19 protein-coding genes are annotated in these 20,101 nt (G+C 36.2%); 10 read left to right on the forward strand and 9 right to left on the reverse strand.

Features of this window, described 5'->3' with window-relative positions; all coding sequences use genetic code 11:
* Positions 1 to 238: 238 nt before the first annotated feature.
* Together J4N24_RS23980 and J4N24_RS23985 are read right to left on the reverse strand one after the other, a co-directional pair.
* Entirely contained in the window at positions 239 to 1,411 is a 1,173-nt protein-coding gene (locus J4N24_RS23980) for an MFS transporter (protein WP_207536276.1), read from the reverse strand.
* Positions 1,408 to 1,995, reverse strand: coding sequence for an NAD(P)H-dependent oxidoreductase (locus tag J4N24_RS23985; protein ID WP_207536277.1), 588 nt, complete (start codon positions 1,993 to 1,995; stop codon positions 1,408 to 1,410). Before J4N24_RS23985 ends, J4N24_RS23980 begins: the two co-directional genes overlap by 4 nt.
* A 91-nt stretch (positions 1,996 to 2,086) precedes the next feature.
* On the opposite strand from J4N24_RS23985, the gene J4N24_RS23990 reads away from it, so the two are divergent.
* Positions 2,087 to 2,455 carry a winged helix-turn-helix transcriptional regulator gene (locus J4N24_RS23990; protein WP_207536278.1) on the forward strand — a complete coding sequence of 123 codons (369 nt, stop codon included), beginning with the start codon at positions 2,087 to 2,089 and terminating at the stop codon, positions 2,453 to 2,455.
* 527 nt (positions 2,456 to 2,982) lie between these two features.
* On the opposite strand, the gene J4N24_RS23995 is transcribed toward J4N24_RS23990, so the two are convergent.
* Both J4N24_RS23995 and J4N24_RS24000 read right to left on the reverse strand, forming a co-directional pair.
* Positions 2,983 to 3,189: a hypothetical protein gene (locus J4N24_RS23995; RefSeq protein ID WP_207536279.1), complete on the reverse strand. Its 207-nt coding sequence runs from the start codon at positions 3,187 to 3,189 to the stop codon at positions 2,983 to 2,985.
* A 57-nt stretch (positions 3,190 to 3,246) separates the two neighbouring features.
* Positions 3,247 to 3,522 (reverse strand): type II toxin-antitoxin system RelE family toxin, encoded by a 276-nt coding sequence (locus J4N24_RS24000; protein WP_207536280.1) that lies wholly within the window; start codon positions 3,520 to 3,522, stop codon positions 3,247 to 3,249.
* Positions 3,523 to 4,354: 832 nt separating this feature from the next.
* Between J4N24_RS24000 and J4N24_RS24005 the strand changes: the two genes are divergently transcribed.
* Positions 4,355 to 4,798 (forward strand): HigA family addiction module antitoxin, encoded by a 444-nt coding sequence (locus tag J4N24_RS24005; RefSeq protein WP_369806258.1) that lies wholly within the window; start codon positions 4,355 to 4,357, stop codon positions 4,796 to 4,798.
* Positions 4,799 to 5,297: 499 nt separating this feature from the next.
* On the opposite strand, the gene J4N24_RS24010 is transcribed toward J4N24_RS24005, so the two are convergent.
* Complete coding sequence (locus J4N24_RS24010; RefSeq protein ID WP_207536281.1) at positions 5,298 to 6,215, reverse strand: replication initiation protein; 918 nt, start codon at positions 6,213 to 6,215, stop codon at positions 5,298 to 5,300.
* A 685-nt stretch (positions 6,216 to 6,900) separates the two neighbouring features.
* Here J4N24_RS24010 and J4N24_RS24015 point away from each other — a divergent pair.
* The 4 genes from J4N24_RS24015 to J4N24_RS24030 all read left to right on the forward strand — a co-directional run bounded on the left by J4N24_RS24015 (position 6,901) and on the right by J4N24_RS24030 (position 10,441).
* On the forward strand, positions 6,901 to 7,500 hold the full coding sequence (locus J4N24_RS24015) for an AAA family ATPase (RefSeq protein ID WP_207536282.1): 600 nt from the start codon (positions 6,901 to 6,903) through the stop codon (positions 7,498 to 7,500).
* Positions 7,501 to 7,541: 41 nt separating this feature from the next.
* Positions 7,542 to 7,784 (forward strand): hypothetical protein, encoded by a 243-nt coding sequence (locus J4N24_RS24020; protein WP_207536283.1) that lies wholly within the window; start codon positions 7,542 to 7,544, stop codon positions 7,782 to 7,784.
* A gap of 846 nt (positions 7,785 to 8,630) precedes the next feature.
* The gene (gene mobC, locus J4N24_RS24025) at positions 8,631 to 8,993 is read left to right on the forward strand and encodes a plasmid mobilization relaxosome protein MobC (protein WP_207536284.1); all 363 of its coding nucleotides are present in this window, start codon (positions 8,631 to 8,633) and stop codon (positions 8,991 to 8,993) included.
* The gene (locus tag J4N24_RS24030) at positions 8,990 to 10,441 is read left to right on the forward strand and encodes a relaxase/mobilization nuclease domain-containing protein (protein ID WP_207536285.1); all 1,452 of its coding nucleotides are present in this window, start codon (positions 8,990 to 8,992) and stop codon (positions 10,439 to 10,441) included. Before mobC ends, J4N24_RS24030 begins: the two co-directional genes overlap by 4 nt.
* A 324-nt stretch (positions 10,442 to 10,765) precedes the next feature.
* Here the strand turns inward: J4N24_RS24030 and J4N24_RS24035 are convergent, their stop codons facing one another.
* A complete protein-coding gene (locus tag J4N24_RS24035) occupies positions 10,766 to 11,266 on the reverse strand; it encodes a hypothetical protein (RefSeq protein WP_207536286.1) in 501 nt (166 codons plus the stop codon).
* Positions 11,267 to 11,379: 113 nt separating this feature from the next.
* On the opposite strand from J4N24_RS24035, the gene J4N24_RS24040 reads away from it, so the two are divergent.
* Positions 11,380 to 11,622, forward strand: coding sequence for a helix-turn-helix domain-containing protein (locus J4N24_RS24040; protein WP_207536287.1), 243 nt, complete (start codon positions 11,380 to 11,382; stop codon positions 11,620 to 11,622).
* 428 nt (positions 11,623 to 12,050) lie between these two features.
* Here the strand turns inward: J4N24_RS24040 and J4N24_RS24045 are convergent, their stop codons facing one another.
* On the reverse strand, positions 12,051 to 12,539 hold the full coding sequence (locus J4N24_RS24045) for a hypothetical protein (protein WP_207536288.1): 489 nt from the start codon (positions 12,537 to 12,539) through the stop codon (positions 12,051 to 12,053).
* A 529-nt stretch (positions 12,540 to 13,068) separates the two neighbouring features.
* On the opposite strand from J4N24_RS24045, the gene J4N24_RS24050 reads away from it, so the two are divergent.
* From J4N24_RS24050 to J4N24_RS24060, 3 genes are all read left to right on the forward strand, one after another.
* Positions 13,069 to 15,198, forward strand: a complete 2,130-nt coding sequence (locus J4N24_RS24050; protein WP_207536289.1) for an LruC domain-containing protein — start codon at positions 13,069 to 13,071, stop codon at positions 15,196 to 15,198.
* A gap of 201 nt (positions 15,199 to 15,399) precedes the next feature.
* On the forward strand, positions 15,400 to 17,709 hold the full coding sequence (locus J4N24_RS24055) for a PKD domain-containing protein (protein ID WP_207536290.1): 2,310 nt from the start codon (positions 15,400 to 15,402) through the stop codon (positions 17,707 to 17,709).
* A 104-nt stretch (positions 17,710 to 17,813) separates the two neighbouring features.
* A complete protein-coding gene (locus tag J4N24_RS24060; protein WP_207536291.1) occupies positions 17,814 to 18,083 on the forward strand; it encodes a hypothetical protein in 270 nt (89 codons plus the stop codon).
* Between the two features lie 592 nt (positions 18,084 to 18,675).
* Here the strand turns inward: J4N24_RS24060 and J4N24_RS24065 are convergent.
* Together J4N24_RS24065 and J4N24_RS25955 are read right to left on the reverse strand one after the other, a co-directional pair.
* Positions 18,676 to 19,251, reverse strand: coding sequence for a hypothetical protein (locus J4N24_RS24065; RefSeq protein WP_207536292.1), 576 nt, complete (start codon positions 19,249 to 19,251; stop codon positions 18,676 to 18,678).
* Between the two features lie 47 nt (positions 19,252 to 19,298).
* Positions 19,299 to 19,949: a helix-turn-helix transcriptional regulator gene (locus tag J4N24_RS25955; RefSeq protein WP_207536293.1), complete on the reverse strand. Its 651-nt coding sequence runs from the start codon at positions 19,947 to 19,949 to the stop codon at positions 19,299 to 19,301.
* Between the last annotated feature and the right edge of the window lie 152 nt (positions 19,950 to 20,101).

Genomic DNA, 20,101 nt, shown 5'->3' on the forward strand with positions numbered 1-20,101 from the left:
TTTCGCAATGGTTGTTTTATCGCATGAAAAAGCTACGGCAATTATTGCACGATTATAATGGTTTAATTTTCATAGTAGATGATCACTAATTACTTTAATACAGTAGACAGTAGTCTCAAAAAAGGATCTAAATATAACTAACGTTCGACCCATGTTTATTGCTTCTAAGGCAGCACAGTAAGGTGGTAAGTATCTATGGATTAATCTATAGATACTTACAATTTCAGTAAACTGTGCTTTACAACGAAGTCTTGTCAGGTTGTAGCAATCCCGTTCTTTTCTCCATGTTTTGACGTAAAACTATCATCGCAAAGGCCAATACACCAAATATAACTGTAATCCAAGGGGTAAACTGCACACCTTTAGAAATAATTATCCATCCTCCCACGGTCGTTCCCACGGTTACGCCTAAGTTGCCAAATGATGTAGCAAGACTGTTGGCAAACTCCATTGCCTCAGGTGCCGATGAAATCATATAGGTAGATGCATTCAGAAAACTCGGCGAGTACAAAAAACCCCATAAGGCGATTACAATAATTGTAGCAATTGTGTTAGCTCCTGAAAAGTGTAGCAGTATAGGTACTATTACTGTACCTGAAAGAAAAAACGCGGTAGTATATGTTACGTTTTTATTCAGCAATTTTCCTGCTGTCCAGTTAGCAAGTACACCGATAATACCGAAGACAAACAACATATAACTTACCATTGTACTATCCATATTTTTGGCTTTATTTAGGTAGTCAGCAAAGTAACTATACGTGGAAAACCATGCGGAAATCATAAAGAAATTCATTGCGGTGCTAACAATGAATGTTGGTTTGGTCAATATTTTCAACTGGCTTTCATAAGACTTTTTCCCTTTTACAGGCATTGATGGTAACACAGTGTAGATCGCCAGCAATGCCACAACGCTGATAATTACCTGGACCATAAACGAATATTCCCAAGAAAAAAGACTGCCTATATAAGTAGCGAATGGAATGGTTGTTACCATTGCAATGGCAACTCCACTAAATACGATACTCATCAATTCGTTCTCGTTCTGTTTATTGCCCTGCGATATTGCTACCGATAATGCCGTAGCGATATAAACAGGCTGTAAAAATGCAGGCAATATCCTGACAAACATCAACAGCCAGAAGGGTGGGGAAAATGAAGATACAATTCCTGTAATGAGAAAAATAAAGATAGCCGTCAACATTACTTTCCTACGGTCAAAGCCCGATGCCAGTAAAGTCATAAAAGGCCCTGTCAGGGCAATTACTAATGCAAAAGCACTCAATAAATATCCAGCCTTATCAATGCTTATCTGATAATGTTCTGCTACCTGCGGCAAAATGCCGATGATACCAAATTCCGTTGTAATGACCGCTAAAAACCCCAATGCTCCTATGTATGCGTATTTTTTCATTTTTTAAAAGTCCTTTTTAGAAATTCTCTGTATAATTGTATATCTCTATCTAAATCCCCGTTTTTCACAATGTCATAGAAGTGAAAACTTCCCAAATGTTCCAGCCCGATAAAAGCGTTCATCCGATGGAAGCCGTAAAGGATGCCATGGTCTATGGAAGTCTGACTGAAAAACTCGTTTGGCAGTGTAAAGGCCGTTTCAGGAGCATTCCAACTGGTTGTAACGACGTATCTGCCTTTTAGAAGTCCTCCTGTTCCGTAATTGATTTGGGGGTTTTCTGAAGATCGGCCGTCCCCTGTCCATATCCCTTTATTCTTGCCTGCATTCAATACCTCATCTAGGAATTTTTTAAATAGATTCGGAAGTTGCATCCACCATATTGAGGTGTGGTATAATATAACATCTGCCTGAGTGAATTTCTGAATTTCTATTTCAATGCTGTATGGTTCGTTAATGTCCGTTGCCTGAACGATGGCTTCCGTCTGCTCTTTGAAAAAGAGGCAAGATTGACTGGCCATTGTTTTATTAAAATATCCTTTTGCTTGGGCATAGACCTGCCCACCATTGATAATAAATATGTTCATATAATTCCTTAATATGGCTACAAAACTATTCAGTAATGAATAAATTTGCAGGTAAACAGCTATTTGTATGGTACTAACAAATTTGTAAGTTATGGGAAAAAGAAAAGAAAACTCAACCAATCTGCACAACGAGAAAGCCATCGTAGGAAGGTGTGATTTGACCTATGCAGTATGTATGATTGGCGGAAGATGGAAATTATTGATATTGTGTAAACTTGAAAATGGGAAACTACGCTTTAGTGAGCTTCGTGACAAGATTAACGGCATTACAGAACGAATGCTTACGCTACAGCTAAGAGAACTTGAGAAGGAAGGTTTGGTAAAGCGTACCGTATATGCGGAAGTACCTCCCAGAGTAGATTATGAGTTAACCAAAATCGCCACGGAATTGCTGCCTATTTGGGGGCAATTGAGTAACTGGGGAGCGAAGCATAGGAAATTCATGAAAAACCAACTCTAAAGTAAAAGTCACTTATATTTCAACAGAAAAATTTGATAAATACTTTAAGCTAGGTATTTCTATGGATTTCTTTGACTTGATTCAAGAAGATCGCTACTCACAAATCGATGACGAGTATACTGTCGAAGATTTTGAATTAAGTGAAGACCAAATCGAACTAATAAATTTAACATACGGTTTGAAGATTCAGCCGGAAGATCTCTTAGTCGACATTTTCGAACAAATAAACAAAGGCTGAATTTTATACATTGGGTAGTAGAGCCTGAATAGAAAAGCGAACAGGCCCACAAGAAGCTTCACCCGTGTCTCACAAAACGATTACATTCTGGAACAGTAGGTCGGCGTACATCAGATTCTTGGTTTACAATAACCATAGGATTTAAAATTAGGATCCGGAGAACAATCATGGAAATGATCAAGGGGCTGTCATCCTTAAAGAACTTTACGAAAAGACTTGCAAGTTTGATAATTCTCAGGAATAAGCCAGGAAGAAGTAAGGTTAGATTGAAGGTTGTAAACGAAGCTAGTTACTTTCCTAGGGATTTAAGAAAGCTAGCCACCTCTTCATCTGAAGCTATTTCATCATTAGATGAAGCGTAAAGAGCTCTTACCATTGCTCCATCCTCTTCTTCTTCAGTAATATCTAGAACAGTTATACTACCACCAAGATCTTGGATAACCTTGGTTAGGTATGCTTCATGTTCCGGACTTATATTATCTAGTAATAATCTCATTGAACGCTAGTTGCTACAAAATTACAACAATTAAACGCTAATATATCAATTCTAGTTTCATTTACTAGGAGGAAATGTATCATAGACTAGTCTTCTATGGCCAACTATTCTAAATGATATAACATTTCCTTCTAGCGATTCAATGCCTATCCTGTAATCTCCTAGTCTTATTCTATAGAATACTCCTTTTGCTTTTAGTCTCTTTACACCCTTTATGTTATCTAGGCTATTTGCCTCTGTTATATCTTTAATTATATCTGCCACATCTTTCTGAACAGCCACCGGTAGCTTTCCCGCCTGTTTAATAAAGTTTTTTGTTATCTGTATCTCCATAGTGCCTATGCAGTGATTGTTATCTTTCTTGTTATTACAAATTTCGTCATTTAATCAATGCGTTTTTTGCGCCCCTGACGAAGCTTAGCTCATAGCAAATCTTAAAAAATCTCTCGTCTAATAAAAGACATCACTTTTTTCACGCTTGTGAACCTTTTGTAAGTAAATATGCAGTGACCTATTTTGTTGCACTTACAATACTAAGAAACCTCATTTACTTCATAACCGACAACACGTTTAGCCGTCAAGTTAAGTTGGCTTTGCCTCTTGTATCAAAACCTTTTCAACTGACTTTATGCTAGTATATATAAGCCGGATTTACCTGGGTGAATTTCCCAACTGTTACTTGTCTACTAATGGACAAGTAAATTCCTCGAGAAATAAAATAGAGAGATAAACAGGGATTTTTACCAGAGCTTCCAATAAGTTGAAAAAATTCGATAATGTTGCCCTTATACCATGTAAAAGCTTTGCCTTAACAGGGCTGCCTTTATTATTTCTCGAATAGCTACATAAATGAGCTTTTACAAATTAACATAAATACATATTTACATATATCTAGCGATTTGCATTTACATATTCACAATATGCATTTACATATAATTAATTTTAGTACTCCTTTTGTATCCTGTGTGGAACAGCCTTAATAATTGTCCATCTCTAAGGGATTCATTGGGAATATTGATACAACCAGCATTTCTGTTTGATGATATGAAAAGCGGTTAATAAGACTTATATTTATACAAGGAGATACAACGGGGGCCAATAATAACAGTTATCAAAAGCGTCCAGACCTGGAGAGCTTCAAAAAAAAGTTGAAAGTAGGGTGCCTGTGGAAGTAGGATTAAATCTTATTGGTCCAATTTTGGAAAGTAGTATTGTGAATAAACGATGGGTAGCTGGACGCTTATCGGAGGATTATTTTGAATATTCAGGGTATGGAAAGGTTAAATTTTCATGTCTTGAAGAATTAAGTGAAAACATGAAAAGAGGAATAAAACAAGGCTCGCATCCTGGTGAGATATTGAAAGAAGAGGTAATTCGTGCTCGTGGTTTAACAATTAAAAGGGCAGCTGAGCTTTTGACCCTCCCCTCCCCTACCCTGTCTAAGATATTGAACGGAAAGTCTGCCATCACCCCTATTGTTGCTATTAAAATTGCAAAGGTATTTGGAGGAAATCCAGATTTATGGGTTCGACTCCAAAGAACATACGATCTCCGTCAAGCGCAGGTAGAATTTGAACAAAAGCCAGTTGATCTAAGGCCAATAAAATAAGGCCTTCCAAGACAAGTAATTTTTGTTAAAGAGTATTGATTCTACTGCTAAATATTCTTTTGTAAATATGTATTTATAGATTATTTTAAATCTATAATTCTTTATTTCTGTAGTTTCGTTAAGTTTTAAAAGCCCTTACCTTCTCTTATTCTTACTCTACTACCGGTCCCCCTAATCAACAAATTCCATGTTCAAGAATTGTACAACCAGGATAACGGATAGGTACTCTGAGATAGCAGCATTGATTTGATTTGGTCCCCAGGATGGATTCTACAAAAAACAGGTTTTATACGTCAGAGGTGCTTTTAGAGAAGTTCAGCTTTTTTGACTGTAATTAAACGTTTGGGATCTCCCTTTATAGTAAAACATCGTCCTATATTGCTTTTTACGGAACTTTATCCATAATAATTCACGAGGACACTGCTTAGTTTATTGCAAAAAACAGGTTTTATAAGTGCTTTTATACTTTTAGGTTGAATCAAAAAACAGGTTTTATACGTCAAATTCCCATTGTCGTTCTGAAGTACCCCGCCGGATTGGAAAGGTTTGCCTTTCTCAAAGCAATATCATACAGGGCTTTTAAAGCCTTTTTACGTAATTCCGGGCTTTCAAGGACCTTGTTGATGAGTTTGTTGTCCATAATGCCAATTGAATACATCCTGTTCTTTAAGGACGCAGCTTCCCTGTCTCCTTCGGATACCTCAAAAGGTATCACTGTTTGAAATTGAGGTACATACTTAATGGTAAAATTGATCTTATAGATACTTTTACCCTTTTTCTCGGTTTCATAGCTCACCCTGATATCAGAGGTCTCATTGATTTGCTTTATAGATGGCTCTAGAACGTTATCCTTGAATTGTCCCCACTGTTTATACTGTTCCGGTAACTTGCCCTTTGGATCCTTCAAGTTTAATCTGAATTTCAGTTGCTCTAGCTCATATGATAGGTAACCTATGTCTTTCCAGCGGGAAAATTGAACATACAGCCATTTAGCATATTTAGATGTCATCGAAAGAACGCAAAAGAGCTGAAAGCTTGTAAAGTTATTTTTCAAGTCTACCAGATAAGGTTTTAACTCCTCAGCAATAGTGAGTTGTATTCTACCCTGCCCTTTGATATATTTAGCGCTGGACATCAGTGCTACTTGTAATAAACCGTCCTCCTCCTCAATTTCGAAGACTTTACCAATTAAACCAGAGGTTGCATCTCGCAACTGCTGATAATTCCATTGCCTTCCTGTTAAATCTTCAATCTCCTTTACACTTATTTCATATTTACTGTTATCACCTGGCTTTAGTCTGCTTAGAAGCATAAAATAGATATCTAATTGAACTGCGGAAAGCTCATGTCTTGCGTTAGTTATAACATTATGCTGTCGAATCTGAACAGAATTCTCTTTTTTTGTGATAACTTCCATAACTTAAAGGTAGAAAAAACAGGTTAAATAAACAGTATTTTTTTTCAATCTGTTTTTTAGCTTATAATATCTGTTAGATTTTCTTATAAAACCTGTTTTTAAGCTTATGAAAACTGTCAGATAACGTATGAAACCTGTTTTTTAACTTATGAAACCTGTTTCGATATTCTTGTAGTTTATTGAAATACAGATAGATACGAAAACCTCAAATAATACAAATACTGTAAATATTCACAATTTGTGTTCTCCCTCCCACTAAAAGGCTTTTAGGAAAAAAAATTATACAGCAATAAAGTAAATCATCAAAAAGGGAGGGGAAAACTTATTATTGATTTAGCATTGGGCCCCGCAAAAAACAGGTTTTATAAGTGAGACCAGTAAAATTTGTTCTGGTACATATTTACATAAATCTATAACTAGTATTTTCTCCACTCAAACCACTTCCTTTATTTCAAAAATTTAACTTTTACGAAAAATTTTTTCTTTAAATACTTTTTAAAATTCACGATACTTACCGGTGGCTGAAAGTTTATCCTAATTTGAAGTTTTCTAATTAACAATATACCAACCTGGAATTTATTTAAAATATAAAAAACAGGTTTTATAACTGAAGAATAAAGGTAGAGAACTTTTAAATCGTAGCTACATAATTATGTAAATGCATATTTCTATTGTATGTTTGTTTATGGCAAAAATTATCACCATCGCTCATCAAAAGGGAGGAGTAGGAAAAAGTACATTAGCCTATAATTTAGCTACATGTTTCCAAGAACAGTTACGAGTTGCTCTTGTGGATATAGACTTGCAGGGTAGCATTTCAGATTTAAGAACTACCAATCCTTCTTTGGACATCATTAGCGACGAAGATTTTGATAAGATCAAGTCTTTGAATTATGACTTAATAATAATCGACACGCCGCCATATTTATCCAACAGACTTCCAGATCTCTTTCACATATCCGATTATATTCTTATCCCTACCAAAGCAGGATTTTTCGATGTAATGGCTATCCGATCTACATTGCATTTAGTTAAAGAAGCGATGAAAAAAAATACTGATCTAAAGTCAGGTATTGTTTTAAATATGATTAAGCATCGCTCCGGTATCACTGAAGAGGTCAAATCATTACTTAATTCATTTGATGCTGTCCTATTGAACACACTTATCCACGATAGGGTAAGTTTTGCCCGATCTCCGATAACAGGTGGTGTTTTACTTGGAGAAGACGAAAAGGCCAAAGAGGAAATTTATTCCCTTGCTGAAGAAATAGTAAATACTCTGTAATTCTTTATTTATGTATTTATGTAATTTTGTATATTTGTATTATGTCAAGTTATAAGAATAAGCTCGATAGCCTTGCTAATAAGCTGAAATCAGAAGATGTAAAGATACCTATACAAGAGGTATCTCCTGTAAAAACCTCTGGTGTTGCAAAGAAAGAAGAAGAGGCTCAACTCAATGTTTGGATACCGAAGTCTTTATTAAAGAAAGTGAAAGGATACGCATTAGAAGAAGAATTATCACTGAAAGAAATCACCATAAAGGCCCTGGAGGAATTTCTCAAGTAAGAGTAGTTCCCCTTTTTATGTATTTACATAATTATGTAAGTTCTATTTAATACGGAAATGGAAGGAAGCAAATTAGCTCAAAACTTAAATCTGCTCAACTGCAGTAATCAAACTGATTATCTACAAGTCCAGCGCTTATAAAACCTGTTTTTAAAATCCTTACCTATCATCTTGATCTGTGGCATCTGAAGATTATTGGGGTAGGGTAGGGGATTAACTCTATAATATTTGCTTATCATCCTTTTCAACTTAATAGTATTGTTAGTTGAACGATATTACAATATAGACGAATTTTATACAGCCCGTTAAGACAAAGCTATCTAAGAAACATTGGATCCTTTTCTTTTTATATTATTATATATAAAAAACGCTGTTAATAATATATAAATGTATAAGATTTATCAGGGGGAGAAATATTTAATTGTATAAAAATCGGGCACAGTAGTTCTATATAAATGTATCACGAGGATTTATAGGATTGTATAAAGACGCGCGTATATAATTATATAAAGAACAGGCTGCCGTGGTTATATATAAATGTATAAGGAGAAATCTATACTTATATAAATAATTCTCTGAGAAAGTAAGGTATGCTACAGATGTTGTAATATATAAATATATAAAGGCTAAAATATACAATTAAAAAAAAGGTCCTCCAGAAGTCATAAAACCTGCACTATATAGGTTAGATTACTTTTGTACTTTTAGTATGGCAAGATGTGAGTTTGTCTAGGCGTTTTTCAAACTACCTAGCCAGAACCCTTCCTTGCCTTTTTTGAAAAAAAGGATCTAAAAAACTCGGAACTCGTTTTTTTAAATGATTCACAGGTGCTATTTATTTATACTATGGAAACAAAAAGAATAAAGCGTGCTCAATTGAATTTGAGACTAAGTGACGAGGTGAAAGATAGGTGGAAGAAAATTGCGGATGAGAGAGGCTTGCATCTTACGGATATGGTCATTGCATCAGTCGAGAATAAATTGCTAAATAGTGACCGCAGGGAAATTATGTCGTTCATTGAAAAACAGGGTAATGTTTTTGCGAAGATTGAGAACAACATCAATCAGATTGCCAAGTATGTAAATACTCAGAAAAATATCTCGGACAGTGTTCTTGTCGATTACAATTCAAAGCTAAGAGAGTTGAATTGTTTGCAGATAGAACAAAACGAATTATTCAGAAAGATTTATAAGCTCCTGGCAAAATGATAGTTAAGATCTTAAACAAGTCGTCTCAGGAATTCAGTGCTGTAAGGTACAATGATGATAAGGTGAATAAGGGGACTGGTGAGTTGATGACGCTTAAGAACTTGCCTTATCATATAAACGCCAGTTCCAGTCAGGGTGAGGTGAAGGATTATTTGAAATCTATCAAAAATGATAAGGTTAAAAATAAACAGTTTCACGCTGTTTTGTCCACCGAGAAAAGGCTTCATTCTAAAGAGGTCTTAGCTGTAATGGCGGATAAATTTATGGATAAGATGGGCTACGGCAAGCAGCCATACTTGGTGGTCTATCATAATGACACTGACAACAATCATGTTCATATTGTATCCACCAGAGTCGACAAAGACACATTGAAAGGCATCAGTGATAGCTACGAAAAGCTTAAGGCTCAATCCGCTATGCGGGAGATTATGCAGGAGCTGTACGGTGTGAACCAGGACGAACGGCTTGACAAGCTGCTGACTTACACCTTCTCAAATCTTGGTCAACTGGAAAAGCTACTTACAAGTAGCGGATACCAGACTAATGTAAGAGACAACGCATTAAATATTATCCATAATGGAGTGCTTCTAAAAAGTCTTAGCCTCGATAGTATCAACTATACTGAGAACAGGGATGAGCAGAGGAAGAAACAGATTTATGCCATACTTAACCGGTATATGTCCACCTACTCTAATAACGTGTTCCAGGTCTTTGACCAAAGAACCCAAAAAACAGCCTATGTAAGCGAGTTACAGAAGCAGTTGAGGGAAAAGATGGGCATCGATATAAACTTTGCTTACAAGGACGATAAAACGCCTTTTGGGTACTTGTTAATCGACCATAAGACAAATGCAATATTTAAAGGAGGTGATATTATGAAAATGGGTGACCTTTTCAATTTTACCTCCGACAAAATAGACAAGCAGTTCTTTGACATACTGACTAATTACAACATTTTTAACAATGAGATCAAGTCGGCTCTAAAATCTTACTTAGAGTCGCAGTTTAATTGTGAAATCAAAGATTATATGCTTTTTGGTCAGGCGACCAAGGTGCCGTATCCTATCTATGATGAAACAAAAAATATTACTAAAAATTTTATTGAGAACTATAAGGATATGCGTTTCCTGGAATCCAAGATTGCTTTTGTCGAGAATGAAAACAAGGTTTTTGTAATCAACAAGTCTGAACATAAAATCTTCGATTTACGGGAGCTGGTAGGAGAGCAACACTACAATTGGTATCTCCGAAAGGTAAACGATGGCCCTTATGGTTCTCATCATTTAAAGCAGCAAACCCAAGTCAGTTCTTTGCAGCAAACTCAGGTTGATTCAAAGAATGTAACGCTCAGTGATTTGCTTACATTAAATTCTGCTTCCGATTATTTTTCACCTGCTGTTACAGCAGAGGAAGATGAACAGAAGCGAAGAAAAAGGAAAAGAAGATGATTATAATTTTCGGAACGCAAAAGGGCGGGGTAGGTAAAACAACCCTGGCTAATTATATTTCGCTATTTCCCGATAAGAAGGTCAATGTAATTGACCATATTTTAAAATAGTTTCTATAACAAAAACCTAGAAATGTAACCTTGAACTGTAAATCCTTACCACTTTATTACTTTGTTTTTAGGGATGTGAATTTATATGAATGTATAATCTCCGAGTATACATTTATATAATAATTTAATTAATAGTTCTATATCAAATAGAGGCCCTGACAATCTTTTTAATACCAGCTTTTGTACTTCAGGTATGACCTTTTTCGATTATAGATTAAAGATATTCAGAAATAAGACTCATATACTGCTTTAGATCCAGTTCCATATTTTCATAACTTTGAGGGTTAATTTGCTGGAGGTTTGAAAAGTAATGATTGAAGAAATTTAATACATAGTCGTTCGAAATATTAAAGTTTATAAAATCTTCAAATCCCTGATTAAGCATTTTGTAAGCCCGTTCTTCATCAAGGAAGCGGTCTTTTACTAGCATGGAGGATATCATGGCCTGTACCGATTCAGGATGATCTTGAATCACTCTGACTAGATCTTTTCGATCCTTTTTTTCTGAGACAGAGAAGTAAAAAGAGCAAGTAGCTATTAAATTTTCGTTTAGCGTGACATTATCATAAGTACCACTAAGGTTTTGATAGAGAACAAATATGTAACAGAACTTCACTTTGCCGTTTTTTTTCAAATAGCTTTCAACTTCGGGAAAGCCAAATACAGCAATATCAAAGATTGGCTTAATAGATAGATAATGAGAAGGGCGAGGCATAATTAAAAGCGTTTTGATGTGTAGCTCTGTTGGCTATTTCACATACAAAGATAGATAAATACATACATATATGTATGTGAATAGGATAAGAGGTTTATGCTTTTTGCATCCTTATGCCACGAGATTCAATAAAGACAGAAATTGAGCAGTATGTAATTGATCAGGTCAAGAAAATTCGGATATCTAAAGGTGTGTCTCAAGCGAAACTTAGCCATCTTATTGATCTATCTGTGGGCTTTATTGGCCATGTTGAAAATCCTAAACACATTGCTAAATATAATTTAAATCATCTTAATCGCATTTCCAAAGTACTAGATGTTCCATTTAAGGATTTCTTTCCAGATAAGGGTATCTGATTTTCAGTTCTAAACTCTATAAGTTTTGACAATTAAAAGGAGGTGTTCTCACTCTAATGATCATTCTGAGTGTAGATTTACATAAGTACATAATTGTAGTATTACACAAATACATATATTTAGCCTGTTGTAATGCATAATATGATATCATTTTAATTCATTGAGAAATAATAAAGGCACACTACCGGTTTTAATATCCTTTCCCAGAGAATTTCATTTCCTGCAAATCTTGCCATGAATATATCTAGGTCTAAAGGGGAGGGCAGCTAATACTCTAGCAATCCTCAATAAAAAATAATTCTTTATGGAAGCACAATATCTGAAATGGTCCGACGTTCTCGTGTTACTACGTCTGTTAAAAAAGCTAGGTTAGTTGAGCTGTAAAAAGAACTCCCGTTCTCTTTTTTAATTGTAGATCACTTTAATTCTTATTTCAAACGATTCTTCCAAATCTTCGCTATTTCCTTTGCTACTTCTTTGAACTCTGCTTCGGTGAATTCATCTGACTTTGCATTATTGCACCAGTAGCAGCAAAATTTGAGGTTGGTAATATTGTCATAAGTCTCATTGGGAAGTATACGCTCTAATTCAAGCTGCCTTCCCCGGGTTGTAATTCTTTTAGTGTAAATTTTATTTTTGGAGATTAGAAGGTTGATTTCATCCTGCTGAATTCCACAATAGTAACATTGCAGATCCTGCTTCTCAACCCAGGATAGAAAATCTTCAAATGGAAGATTTTGAAAGCCTTTTCTTTTATAAAGAGAGTATAACTTATCTCGTTTGTCTCTTTGTTCCTTGCAAGCCTCCACTAACTCACTGTAGCCAGCTTCAGATATTTGGAGACTCCTTAAAATCTCTGCTTTTGACTTTTTCTGAACGTACTTCAAACTAAAAAACTTAGGAACTAGGACGCTCATAGTCTGACGTATAATTTATTATTATCAAATTCAATTAATTTAAAACCTGTTCGAAGCAGATGCCGTGCTACAGTGTCAGTGCTTGGAGTGTTGCTGGTGTCACTGTCACTGAAGTTAAAATTCGGAAAACAACTCTGGTTCTGTCTTGCCCATTCTCGGGGAGTTGTAGTCATCTGTTCTGTGTCCTCAAAATATATTACAAAATGTTTCATACCGTTTCAAATCCACCTAATCCATTAGATTGGTGTACTGTTAGCTGAAATTCCCATGCAATTGTTATGTGCTGGATTCCATCTTTAATAATGAGATAGAAGGATATTTAATCCCTCTTTTTTTTAAGATAACAACTGAATTTTGAAGAAACAAGCTTTTTCTTGCGTTACTGCTAATTGCAAGATATTAGTATACTTAAAAAGGATCTCTAGAACTAAAATTTGAACTATAATTAAGCTTTCATTTAAAGAAGACTAAGATTTTTTAACTTTACAGATCAATCATGAGCTTTACTCACTGATTTTTCCTGTTTTTTATGATGCGTTTTTTACTTATTCTTTTCACAATTACTCATTTTATAATTTTTTCAATCGGCTGCAAGAAAAGCGCTGATATACCTTCAGATAGCGGAAAAAGGGTTTCTGATCTTAACGTTCCTGAGAATTTTTCATGGAAGACATCGCGAGAAGTTGCTTTTGAGGTTGATATAAGGGACCAGAGATACTTATCTGCAACGTACGTTATAGGAATCTATACGGCAGATGGTCGCTTATTAAGTAAAGGTGCAGCTCAAAACGGCGGGACCTTTAAGACTACTGTTTCACTAGCTAATACTATTAACGAAATTATTATCATAAAGACTAATCCTGATAATTCAAATGATTATAAGAAAGTCACTATTAAAGATCTTAAGGTTGCTGTGACTTTGCCTGAAAACCAAAAAAGCAGCGTCGCCTCAGTAAGTAGTGATCGACCTGATTGCTCTATAGGCTGTACCAGAACAGTAGAGATCACCGAAAATAATCAGTCGGTTCATATTGCTGAAGATGAGACCGTATGTGTAAGGGGCTCTAATAAAACTTTTCGTGCTGACTTTTCTTTCCGAAGGGGAGGAGTTTTGCGCATCTGCGGAACTAATCTTACCTTAAACTCACTGGGCTGGGCTATAACAGATAAAGTTAAAGAGCTAATTATTACTCCCGGCAGTACAGTTCATTTGGATGGTATATCTTTCGGACATGAGGGTAATAGGTTTACGAAGTTTACGAATTACGGCGATATTACGGTAAAGGGAGGAGCATTATTAAATTACCATAACTATGGGAATATTGTTTATCAGGGGGACTTTCAAGTGGAGGGAATCGTGACGAACGATGGAAGTATAACCGTTAATGGTAATGTTAGTGGAGGAACATTACTGAATAATGGAAGTGTAACAAGCACTGGAAATTTCTCGGTTGGAAATCTTATAAACAATTGCAAATTGATTGTGGGTGGGAACTCTCATCTTGGATTTAACAGCACGAATAGCGGATATATTCAAGTGAAGAAAGAAACTCGCGTGAGCTCCCTAACAATGAATACAAATGCTATGCTTTATACCAGAGATTTAATTCTGGAGGCACCTATTACAGGTTTAGGGGGCCCCTCCCTAGTAAAGGTGACGGGAGTAACCCAATCCAACTCGGATTTCGCAGTAATCAGCGGGCCAATTAATATTTGTGATATGAATGGACTGGAACAATTAAGGACGGATAAACTACTGAACGGAGCAAAATCCAGCTGTGATATCAATATTCCCCTTACAGGTTGTAATTCAGAGGGGAATGGAACCTTTCAGTTTTCGGATAGGGATGGAGATAGAATTTCAGATAACCTGGATGATTTTCCTGATGATGGAGGAAAAGCTTTCATCAATACTTACCCCGCTGGTTTAAATACTGAAAATACCTTACTTTTTGAAGATATGTGGCCCTATAAAGGAGATTTTGACATGAATGATGTGGTCATTGGCTTCTCCTATAAGATAATTACAAATTCCCTAAATAAGGTTGTTGAATGTGAGGGAAATTACCGTTTAAGGGCTCGAGGTGGAATTTTCAGTAATGGATTTGGAGTCGAGTTTCCCATGCTCGCAAGTACTGTTGTTAGTTGCGAAGGGGGAATTGTAGAGCAAGGACAGAAAAATGCTGTAGTTCTTGTTTTCGAGGATATGCATAAGGAACTTCCCCAAATGAACACCCGTCTATCCGATCCTTATGTTCAACCGAAATCTTTTAAAGTAAGGCTTCGACTTGAAAATGGCCCAGACTTGTATAACTTCGGCCTGAGCGAGTATAATCCCTTCATCTATAATTACCGTTTAGGAGGAAGATCCGAAGTTCACATGATAGGAAAAAAGCCGACGTCTCTGGTGAATGAAGGGTTGTTAGGAACAGGAGATGATTATACAAACCTTAAATGGCATGTTTTTTATATTTCCAAAGACGCTTTACCCTTTGCCATCATGTTGCCGGTAAATGATTTCAAGTATCCCTTGGAAGGAAAAGATATTGGCCTAACCTATATGAAATTGAAGTACTGGGTCCAGATGAGCCAAACTTTTTCTGACTGGTATAAGGACTATCCAGGTTATATTAATAAAGAAAACCTTTATCCGTATTAACTTCAATTTACTTCGACAAATAATGGAAGTGGATTAAGGTGGTAACACTTTTTAGTTCAATAAAAGAAGAAATGGAAACTGGCCGCGAGTCTAGTGCTCCTCGCCTGCTAATCTTCACATGTCGAACCACATTGCAATAACAGATATTATTTTGCTTTCCAAATTAGTTTTGATGCCATATATTTGGCTAAACATCTAACAATGAATAGGTTCCATATATTGTTCCTCGTTGTTTTATCTGTTTTACTTTCCACTTGTAAAAAAGATAAACAAGAAGACGCAAAACCAGATCCAAAGCTTAAAAAAGCTCTGTCGGAAAACACGAAAATTTTAGATGAGCAATCTAAAAGCGACCTACAGTCTTCTGATAGTACATCGTTGGTTTTTAAAAGCTCTCCCGCTATTTCGGCGATCAAAGTCGGTGATATAATTGCTTCAGATACGATGAAAAATGCTCCATATGGACTTTTAAGGATGGTAACTAATAAGCGGGAGGAAGGGGGTAAAATCATTTTTACAACTAGGCCTGCCTTGTTAACAGAAGCAATTGCCAATTGTGACGTTAAAGTGAGTATACCGTTAACCACAAGCGGAAACAATTCTGGCTTTAAACAGCAAAATAAAACTTTAGAAGCGTTCAAATTGAACTTTGACTCGGACTTGCCTGGAGGACTAAATTTGTTTCTTAACTGCGATATACACCCTCACTTAGATTACTCATTAAAGATTACAGACAACAAACTTGAACTGTTTGAATTTAAGGTGCGTGTTGATAACTCGCTAAATCTTAGAGTGGGGAAAAAAGTAGGCCCAGATAATATACTTAACGATATGCATATCTTTGGAGAGTTAAATTTTGGGCGAAAAATTATCACTATAGGTGCCCTTCCTTTGACAATAACTCCTAAACTAATTGCGCTTGGCCGTTGGAGCGGGAAATTTACCGGGAAAGTCTCTTTTGGATATACTGGCGATATGAAAGCAACGATCGGTTCAACTTACACTAACCAAGGCTGGCAAAAAATTTCAGAATTAACCCTTAACCACTCGGCATTACCCGTTGAAAACGCGGAAGCTGAAATTGAGCCAAAGCTACAACTTGGATTTAGATTTCAAATGGGGTTTTACGAGTTGTTTGAAAAAAGCCCGATGAAGGTAAAAGCGGACGTTTTTCAATATGCAAGATTAAACGTATCCCCCATGAAAGACCCTTGGTGGAGTTTGTTTAGAGGAGTTGAAGTCGTGGTTGGAGCTAGATCCGATCTGTTTCCACATTTCCTTGAGTTAAAAGAGAATACAATATTTAATCAAGAACAACTTCTTGCTTCCGCTCCGCACTTAAAGATCAGTAGTGACCAAGTCGCTTTTGTCACACAACCTGTAAATTTCAATATAACTCTTCCCGGTTTACTTTCAAACTACAGAGTTATTTGGAATTACGGCGATGGCAGCTCTCCAGAGATGAGAAATACCGAGAGTGCAGTACATTCATTCTCCAAACCTGGACTATATAGAGTGTTAGTCTCTCTTCAGGATGATCAAGGGAGCGAAATTAGTAAAGGAGTATTCAACATAACTATAAAGGAATATTCAATTGAACTAATTTCTGGTAATAACCAGATAGGTGAAAAAGGAAGTCGACTACCTATCCCTTTGGCTGTAAAAGTCGTCGACAACGAGCATAAGCCCGTTAAAGATTTCGATGTATCATGGATAGCCGGAAATACTAATCAAGTTCAACCCGCAATTTCTAAAACCAACAGCGAAGGGATCGCTACAACTGAATGGACATTGGGGTTTTCAGAAGGTTCGCAAATTGTTTTTGCAAAGGCAGTTTACTCAGGAAATAGTTTGATAACAGGCAGTCCTATTGCATTTAATGCGACTGTTCAAAAGACCGTTATCGTTAGTCACGTGGAGCTTACATCTCCCAAATCCCAAATAGAAGTTGATGAGTCGTTGCAGCTGATTGGTAAAGTGGTAGATACAGACGGAAATAACATTTCAGCGACCCATCAGATCGAGTGGTTAAGCAGCAATCCCGCATTCGCAACCGTGGATAAAGAAGGACGAGTAAAGGGTATCACTCCAGGATCAGTTATATTAACCGCCAAATCTCATGGGAAATCCAAGTCGGTGTCGTTGACAGTGACCAATAGGTCAAATCCTTTAAATAATAGCTTCTGGAAAGGTTCTTTTTCGTGTTCAAGTTGGCCAACAGGGATTAAGCCTATACCTGCGCAGATAATATTGCGGATAAACGGTTCCGTGGTCACTGCCGAATATTACCAGCCAGAAACAGGGCATCGAACGGGATTGAAAGGAACTATCAATGAAAGTAACACTTCAATAACATGGACAGAGCCTATCAATACGTCAGCACCTTACTTCAGTACAAGTTGGGTTTATCCAATCACTTGGTCTGTCTCCAAGAATAATCTGGGTGGCCATATTAGTCATTTGCCTGGAAAAGGATGTGAGGATACGACATATACTTTCACTAGAGAATAGCTATCTTGTTGTTTTTGGTCGGATTGAGGCTTCAGAACTCTTCGTACACCTATTTGCAATTATAAGCAAGTATACTTATTCCTGAACCGACTAGAGACAGAATTATGAATATAATATTAACCCTTCTTCCTATAGAAGTAGCAGCCATTTTTACTCTAATTACCGTTGGTAGTATTTTACTCGGTGGTATTTTAACAATAATTATAGATATGACAGGATCAAGCAAAAGTAATAAGCAAAATGAAACATCGAAAGGAGACCTTGTCTCCTGCGCAGAAATTCATCAAATAATAATTATTGGTGGGCCTGTGACTGTTTCGTACTATAAAAATAAAGCTGAACTATTACAGGATTTACAGCGACAAAAGCTTTGAATTATTCTTGCAGTAGCTATTTATACAAAAGCACTTATAGACTAAAAAAAACGACTGTATCTCGGCAGAAATTTGCATTGATTCAGCGTTAGGTAAAGGTTATAAAAAGGAGCGAGTCAGCTCCTTTTTATATTTATGATGACTAGGAGAACTTTGAGGGACAAACAAAGGACCGAATCCTTCCGACTTTACCATTGACACTGTTTCGAAGCGATTAAAAACCGAAGGTGACTTATTTGAATGCGTGTTGGATGAGAAAGTGTGGCATAAGAATGCCCAGATTTTGAAGAATTTATAAAATTAAGAATACATGTAACTCCTGCTGAAAACGACCGGATGAACCTGTATAAGAAATTAGTTCATAGGTTAGGTTACCTATGTTAGAAAAAAGGAGTTTCCAAGGCTCCTTTTTTAGTTTATGTTAACTAAAAGGAATTATCGAGAGAGATAAAAGAGGCCATAGTAGGGGATTTAATACCTTATTTATGTCTCGTTAAACCCCTACACTCCCCCTAATGCTGCTTTTACACTTTTTTATAATTCGTTTTACAAAGTTCCCATGATATAACACTTAAAAAAAGGCACTTAATAACTATAAAACTACTTGATTAAATAAATCAACAGTTTCTTTGTCAACTAGTGTGGAAATACTCTCGGGCTTGTAGCGAAATGTAGCATACAAAGTTCCAAAATTTCTGCCTTTACCTGCAACTGTCATTTTTAGTCCAGCTGATGATCCGTCAGGCGCGACTGTAGTACCTTTATTGGTTCCTATGACTTTTATCCAATCTGTCCGCGTATACATATCGCTATTAGGTGCGTTTACAGTTCCATACCCACAATCCTTTACACCTCCGCTACTTGCACTTGTACAACTTTTCTCGACTGAAAGTGTAACTTCTTTCGATTGGTATTCTGTCTTGCGTGCGGTTCTAAATGCTTCTTTTAGTTTACTCATTTCACTTTCATAAAGAACTAATTTCTGTGCAATAGTCAGGTCTGTTCTATCTTCTATTGCCTTAAGAATAATCCTGTGCTTGTCTTTATTAGGTTGCAGAAAATCTTTTAATGGCGCAACTGAATAATTTTGGCCTGAAACCCAAAATGAGGTTCCCAAAACTAGAGCACATACCGATAGAAAGTTTCTTAAGATAGCTTTTGTGGTCATTTTTCTTATTGTTAATAATTATAGTATAATATATTGTTTACAGTGATTTATTTCAAGTTAAAGGCCCTTACATAGTCCCCTAATTTGTAAGAGTTTTCCGCTTCGAGCTTTCGGCGAATATTTCTTCTATGAGTTTCAACGGTAGCTACAGAAATAAAAAGTGAGTCAGAGATCATTTGAGAACTTTGTCCTTCGGCTAAAAAGACGAGAACTTCTTTCTCCCTTGAAGTAAGTCTATTAAACTTCTGAACGTTCTCTCTTAAGAAATTATTCTCATCTACTAACCTCGCTACTTTTGCGGTAATATCATGAGATGGATCTATTGGAGTAGCGATACCGATTGTAAGTATAGGTTTTCCAGTCTCATTCCATAAAAAAATCTTCATCGAAGTATGGTACCACTTCCAATCATCAACAGTTTTAACTCGCTGGAAAAGAGTAATAAATTCTGTTTCTGAATTTCTTTCCAATAGTCCGATTATTTTAGGAACGTATTCGGCTGATTCCTTTTCATCAAAAAAACGGAAATGCCACTTATCTCCCATTTCTTGCAATGCGGCAAGTGTGACTCCTAAGGTTTTTAGACCACGTGAATTCATAAAGGCAACAGACAAATCCTTGAGATTATGTATAATAACAACCCCAGGGATCTCTTCGGCAGACTGACGAAAGGAGGATATCTTCTCTTCTATTGTCACAGTTTTAAAATAGGTTAAAATTTTTCTCCTATAAAATACCAGATTTCGGGTATTTCTAAAAAAAGTACAAATTTTAATCTTTAAACGATAATTCATTCATCCACAAGAAGTCGAATGATTGCGCCTCTCTATCATAACTACAATCACATTGA

This window comes from Desertivirga arenae (assembly GCF_017355785.1).
In the GTDB taxonomy this organism is placed as follows: Bacteria; Bacteroidota; Bacteroidia; order Sphingobacteriales; family Sphingobacteriaceae; genus Desertivirga; species Desertivirga arenae.